3 protein-coding genes are annotated in these 7,116 nt (G+C 37.1%); 2 read left to right on the top strand and 1 reads right to left on the bottom strand.

Translation table 11 applies throughout. The annotated features are described in order from the left end of the window. On the top strand, window positions 1–2,991 hold a 2,991-nt coding region (locus LY28_RS06150), incomplete at its 5' end, for a calcium-binding protein (RefSeq protein WP_278302873.1). 174 nt (window positions 2,992–3,165) lie between these two features. Beyond that, complete coding sequence (locus tag LY28_RS06145; protein WP_110461306.1) at window positions 3,166–4,797, top strand: GNAT family N-acetyltransferase; 1,632 nt, start codon at window positions 3,166–3,168, stop codon at window positions 4,795–4,797. Here the strand turns inward: LY28_RS06145 and LY28_RS06140 are convergent. Further along, window positions 4,784–6,877, bottom strand: coding sequence for a hypothetical protein (locus LY28_RS06140; RefSeq protein WP_133250179.1), 2,094 nt, complete (start codon window positions 6,875–6,877; stop codon window positions 4,784–4,786). The two genes, LY28_RS06145 and LY28_RS06140, sit on opposite strands and share 14 nt — an antisense overlap. Between the last annotated feature and the right edge of the window lie 239 nt (window positions 6,878–7,116).

Below are 7,116 nucleotides of genomic sequence, written 5' to 3'. Positions count from 1 at the left end.
TTCGGCTTGGGCTATGGAAACGATACAATAAGCGACAGCGATTCCGCTGTGGGGAATATTGACACAATAGCCTTGCTGGACGGAATTATCCCTGATGACACAGAGCTGAAAAGAAACGGCAGCAATCTTGAAATAAGTATACGGAATACCCAAGATAAGCTTACCGTAAGCAACTACTTCTATAACGACAATTACAAGGTGGAACAGATACGGTTTGCGGACGGCACAACATGGAATATTGATTTTATAAAGAAAGCGGTATTAAATATAAACGGTTCAGAGAATGACGATAATATTCAGGGCTGTGAGGACGGCGAAACAATTGCTGCTGCGGGCGGATATGATATTATCAACGGAAACGGCGGGAATGATATTATATACGGCGGTGCAGGTGATGATACCATTACCGGAGGAAACGGAAATGATGCTGTTTATGGAAATGACGGCTATGATAAGCTTTACGGGAATGCCGGCTCGGATATTTTAGACGGCGGAAGCGGAAACGACTATCTCGAGGGCGGGGCAGGAGATGACACATATGCATTCGGAAGGGGCTATGGTCAGGATACTGTTTATGAATATGACAGCACAAGCGGAAATGTTGATACGGTAAGTATTAGCAAAGGAATTTTGCCTTCGGAGATATCTGCGGTCAGAAGGGATAATAATCTTGAATTAGCGATAAACGGGACTACGGATAAATTAACGATAAAGAACTATTTTAGTACGGACAATGCTTATAAGGTTGAGCAAATAAAATTTGAAGACGGTACAATATGGGACATTGATTATGTAAAGAATGCCGCAAGATATATAACAGGAACGGCGCTTGATGATACCCTTGCAGGCTTCAATGATCAGGATGATATTATTGACGGACAGGCTGGAAATGATACTATTACGGCAGGCAAAGGCACAGATATACTTATGGGCGGTGAAGGAAACGACAAGCTTTACGGACAGGACGGAAATGATATATTGTCGGGAGGCAGCGGAACAGATTATCTTGAAGGCGGAGCAGGAGATGACACCTATATATTTGGAAAGGGCTTTGGTGAAGATACCGTTTATGATTCTGACAGCACCGGCGGGAATAAAGATGTAATCAGCTTTTCTGAAGAGGTAGCACCGAAGGATGTAACTGCAAGAAGAAATGCTGACAATCTTGAATTGCTTATTAACGGGACTGAGGACAAATTAATAATCAAGAATTACTTCAGTGTATATGATGTGTCCGGGTACAACAGAGGCGAAGCAGTTAACAAAATCGAAATAATAAAATTTGCCGATAGTACCGTGTGGGATGCCGAATACATAAAGAATGCAGTAAGCAATATTAAAGGTACGGAAGCTGATGATATACTCAGAGGGTTTAATGACGGATACAGCAGTGCTGAGGAAACAATTAACGGCTATGGCGGAAATGATACCCTTTATGGAGGAATCTCCGATGATTTGCTGTATGGAGGCAGCGGGGCCGACAGCCTGTACGGAGAAGCCGGAAATGATATTTTGTTTGGCGGAGCCGGAAATGACATGCTTTACGGGGGCTCAGGGAATGATACTTATATTTACAATAAAGGTGACGGAAGGGACATAATAACTGATGAAGCCTTCAATTGGGGATATTCGGCAAGTAAGGACTGGAACGGAACTGTATGGAATGACGGCGGAGGTGATGCCTTTGACGGCTTTGGGGCTACGGCTGTTACAGTCAATGGTGAGACAGTTTCAAACATAGCAATAGGAGCTGCTGACGGAACAGAAAGAAGTATAACGGCAGGCGGAGTGGAATTTAAGACAAAGGCGGTGTTTATAGAAGGAAATATTCTGGAGCTGACTATCAGTACGGGAGCAGGTTTTGAAAATATTGCCTACTCAGTTACAAACAGCGGGAATCTTGGCTCGGATGGAAATGCAAACAGTACGGAGGATTATCTGTGTATTGGAGGCAATCAGGTCAAATATATGTATTGTACGGATAACAGCCGTTCAGATCCCAATGTACTGTATATGATGTATTCTCCGGAGGATATGTCCAATCCGGCAGTATACCGCAGAACAGGAGATAATGTCAGCAGCACCTTGTCGGAGGTAACAGGAACAGTTAAAATATATATTTTGCCTGATAGGCTGGATAAGCAAACATCCTCAGAGACTTTGGAAAGCATATTAAACGGCAGCGGAACGGGCAAAAAGGATGTGCTCAGGCTGGGAGAAGGATTAACTCCCGAGGATATCGAAGTAACCAGAGCAGGAGCAGATTTGCTTATAAATATGGCGTCGGGTGCTGACGGAATAACAATAAAGGACTGGTACAATAATAATTCTCTTTCAAAGCTTGAGTTTGCGGATGGAACTTTTCTTGACAGAAGTGTTATACATACAATGGGTCTGAATGTAAGCGGTACTGACGGAGATGATACTCTGAAGGGCTTGAACGGGGAAAACGATGTAATAAGCGGAGGCCTCGGCAATGACACTATTACAGGCTACAGCGGAAATGATACATTAACCGGCGGAGAAGGAAATGACAAGCTGTACGGTCAGGAGGGGAATGATTTGCTTGACGGCGGAACAGGAAATGATTATCTTGAGGGAGCTTCAGGCAATGATACTTATGTCTTCGGAGCTAACTGGGGTCAGGACACTATTTATGACTATGATACAGCTTCTGCAAATGAGGATGTGGTTCAATTCGGTGATGATGCATTAAAATTGATATTTGCAAAAAATGGGAAAAACCTTAATGTATCGGTTAACGGCAGATCAGATTTGCTGACAATTAATTCATGGTATTCAGGCAGTGCCAGTCAGATTGAGCAATTTAAGGCTTCTGACGGAAGTATATTGAGCAATAGCCGCATAGAGCAGCTTATCCAGGCGATGGCAGCTTTTACGGCAGAAAATGGCATGTCATGGAATCAGGCTATTGAAGAGAGACCCGAGGAGGTTCAGAATATACTGACTCAGTTCTGGGTGCATCAATAAAGCTGGTTTTCATATGTACCGGCATACAGATATGAAAAAATTATGTCTGTATGCCGGTATTTTTATAATTTAAAAAATTAGTTTAAAGGATTATAATTGTATTGTTGTAATTTATTTGATATAATTATGTATAAATACAGGATAATATGTAATTATCCTTCATAGAGGTAAAGAATGAAAATTGAAATTTTTAATCCCAAAAACACAACTGAAATCATTAAGTTTTTCGATCGTGTCTACAAGCAAAACAAACGAATATTAAATGTTATATCCAAAGATAAGGACTTAATGAATATACAGCGGGAATATATAGAAAATGGCAACTTCTGGGTTTGCTTAAATAATAACCAAGTAATCGCAACTATTGCGCTTAGAAAATTGTCTGATTGTTTCGAACTGCGCCGTTTTTTTGTTTTGAAAAAATATCAAAAAAAAGGGATCGGCAGCAATTTGCTTGATATAGTTTTAAATTATGCCATAGATAACGGGATAAAAGTAATAAAAGCAGCCACAATGACTGACGGAACCGTCATTAGAACCATTCTTCTTAAGTATGGTTTTACCTTTACGAAACGATATAATAACAGCAGCGCAGACTTGTTTTTTGTATTGAAATTAACCACAGAATATGAGTTTAATCATAAATTGCGTCAAATAAAAAATCAATTTGAATCTTCCTTAATTCTAAATCCTACAGAAAATATACCGGTATGTTCTTCGAAAACAAAATTCATGGAAGGGTTGTATGTAAGCGAGCGGTTCAAGGATGTAAATGACAAAGTGATTTTTGCTGGGCGAAACGATACAATTCTTTTTTTCGAGTATATTAAAAAAGTTTGGAAAGATAAATTAAAAGCCTCAGATGTAGATTTAAAAACATTATCCGGACTTAATGCGCACTTGATATTATTCTTATGCATTATACGGAAAGGCGATTCTGTGGTTTTACTTTCTGAAGACAGCGGCGGTCATTTTGCAACACAGAAAATACTTGAAAGCATAGGGGCAAAAACTTACCTTTTAATTCCTGACATAGAAAATCAATGTATTGACATTGCAAAAAGCAGGATGATGCTCGAACGTGTTTGTCCGCAATTTATCTTCATTGACAGAAGTGAAGGGCTGATCTATGAAGATTTCTCTTGGTTAAGCGACTATAAGCAGCCTTATAAAATATTTGATGCTTCTCAATATCTGACACAGATTATAGTCGAACGGTATGAATCACCTTTTAATTGGGGATTTGATATGATTGTATCAACTCTTCATAAAAATTACCCAGGTCCTCAAAAAGGTATTATTGCTGTTAAAGATTCGGTACATGAAATTTGGAATCGATATCTGATGAATGCAAAAACATACATATCGAATACACATCCACTGGGCATAGCTAATTCCTTGCTGCCCGTCTTGGATTTTGACAGTTTCCGCGCCTATTCCGATGACTGCATTGCTTGCGCTAATGAATTGGATAAGAAACTGTGCGAAGCGGGACTGCCAGTAACGAGCAGAGGAAACAAGAAAATACCGACACTGCATATTTGGCTTGAATTCTTAAAAAAAGAAGAAGGTTATTATTATTATCTAAAGCTTGAGCAGTTGAAAATACTTACTAACTATCGACTGCTGCCTTACGAAAAAGGGTACGGCTTGCGTATCGGTATAAACGGAGCGGTTCGCCAAGGTCTTAGATTAAAGCATATAAACGATTTGGCACAAATCATGGGCTATGCTTATCACAATGAAATAGATAACATGATAATTAAAAAGGCTGAAAAATTGGTAAAAAGTATTATTGTAAAATAATTGGATATGACTTTATAAGCCCTAATATGTACATTTTTTCATGTCCATCTCTTTTCAATGCATCATAAATCGCGTTTTCACGTTTGAGATTATGGTTTTTCTGAAGTAATATGTTCATTTCGCTTAACACTTGACTGGAGGGTGAACCCCGGTACAGCTTAAACAAACAATATAAAAATTTAAGACGAAAAACGCCGTAAGTATTTTTAAATTTTTCATAAATTTTAAGCCCTTCATAGTAATTGGATTCTATTTCATTCAAAGTATCTTCTTCAAAATAAAGCCCCCTATCATTGCTCATATTTTGAGGAGCGGTGATATGCAGTTTCACAAGCAGGGTACATGAATATGCGACAAATACATCCACCTCATTATACAAGGAAGACCTTTTGAATTTCTGTATTTTTATTTTAGCATTGGCAAAATCAAAATCCGAATAACATATTTGCAAATCTATCATTTTCAATTCAGCCGCCGCCACTGATTTATCATCCCCATAATTACAGCATATGGCATCTTCATAATATGTTTTAGCGGAATTGACCAGCCCTTCAGTGTTTTTTTCACGACGCAAAAACGCATTTGGTATTTCGATGTAATGGATTGCATTTGCTTTCAAATATAAATTTTCATAATATTGTTTTTTTATGGGATTGACGCTAAGAAATTTTATAAAGTTTGAAATCACAGACCTGCTATCATTGCATTTTTCCCCGACAATATGACAGCAACGAATATAATCTGTATAACATCGTTGGATGGTGTTTTGCGTTAATGCTGTGCTGTCAAATGTTTTTAGCATATAAATAATATCCAAAAATGGTTCATAGTTAAAAATGCCCATCTCGGTATCAATGTGAAGCCTCCAATAACGCGCAATGCATCCATAAACGGTATCCTTGCATTCCATTTCGGCGAGATAGGTCTGTATTAGGCTAACGCATTCTCTGTTAGAACTTCCATGCGTTGCTTGAATAACGGCAAGCTTGAGTTCCTCCTTTCGGTTGGGTGACGATTGAGAAAGAAGCTCGTTCAGGATTATATGGGATTCCTTATGTTCCCCCATATAAAATGAAAGAATTGCTTTTTCATATAAAAAAAGGTTTTGAATTTGCTCGCTTTTTTTATTCAGTAGTGTGTACATTGTTCTGTAGCTACCCGTATTAGTCGCCTGATTGAAAATGGATGCTTTGTTCCTTGATAATTCGCCAGTTATGGATTTTTCCGAACAATTCAATAGAAATGACCACTTATAAATGATATCCGTTTGATTAGATTTTATCAGCCTTAGTAATAAATCATCCCTAGGATTGTCGATAAGATACTGATTTATATTTAAATTTTGACTTTTGTATATGTAATGATCATTGAAAGCAAAGGCATTGATAATTTTCCTCTTTATTAAATGATTTAAAGACTTCTTAATAATTCTATTAGGAAGATGATCCAATAAGCTGTAAATTTCCTTTTTATAAACTAAATATGTTATATCCGATAAGATGCAAATAATCAATAATAAATCTTTTTCAACACTGTTCATTATATTGAAATTATCTAATTCAAAACTAGGTATCGCGTTATCAAAGCTATCTGTCGGTTTAAGAGTATTAATGTTTTTTTGATTGGGGCGATTGTAAATCAGAATAAAAAAACTTTTTTGAGATTGAAACAATTCTTTGCAGTCTTCAATAAATAAAGGGGACATTTTTTCAATGTTATCTATGACCACAAGATTATTAGAAAACTTACTGATACGCTGTTCCTGCCTGTCACGGGAAAAAAGAAACAGAATTTCTTCTTGATTCGTAGAACAATTGATAATAGTGGCATTTAAAATTTTTTCAATATCACAGTCCTTCTCAACATACTTCCACAGGGACTCCATCAAATTAATTACAGCGGTAGTTTTTCCGGTGTTCTCCGCCCCCTCTAAGCATATAAATCCAACTGAATTTGATTTTCCCTGATATTTTTCTATGAAATTCTTTTGAAATTTATTTAAAACAATAAATTTTGTAGATTTATCCGGCAAAAATTTCCTAGCCAAAAATAAAGCAACGGACTTCCTTTTTCTAATCAAAGAAAACACATCCCAAAAGGATAGAAAAAGGATGGTTATTTGAACACATAGGGAAACTAAGTCACTGTTCTTATAATCAATAATTGTTTTTATGACTATACCGAGCATAACTAAAACAAAAACACTCGAAAAAATTCGAACAGTCCATAGTATACGCTTATTAATAAGGGGTATGTTTTTAATAATCATATATATTCCTTCAACTGATAATTACATATTATCCTGTATTTATACATAAT

The sequence above is a fragment of the Ruminiclostridium sufflavum DSM 19573 genome, assembly GCF_003208175.1.
GTDB classification, from domain to species: Bacteria; Bacillota; Clostridia; order Acetivibrionales; family DSM-1351; genus Ruminiclostridium; species Ruminiclostridium sufflavum.
This window is presented reverse-complemented; position numbering and strand designations above follow the sequence as displayed.

Coding starts and splice junctions, on each gene's coding strand:
- LY28_RS06145 (WP_110461306.1), top strand. CDS start 3,166: ATGAAAATTGAAATTTTTAATCCCAAAAACACAACTGAAATCATTAAG.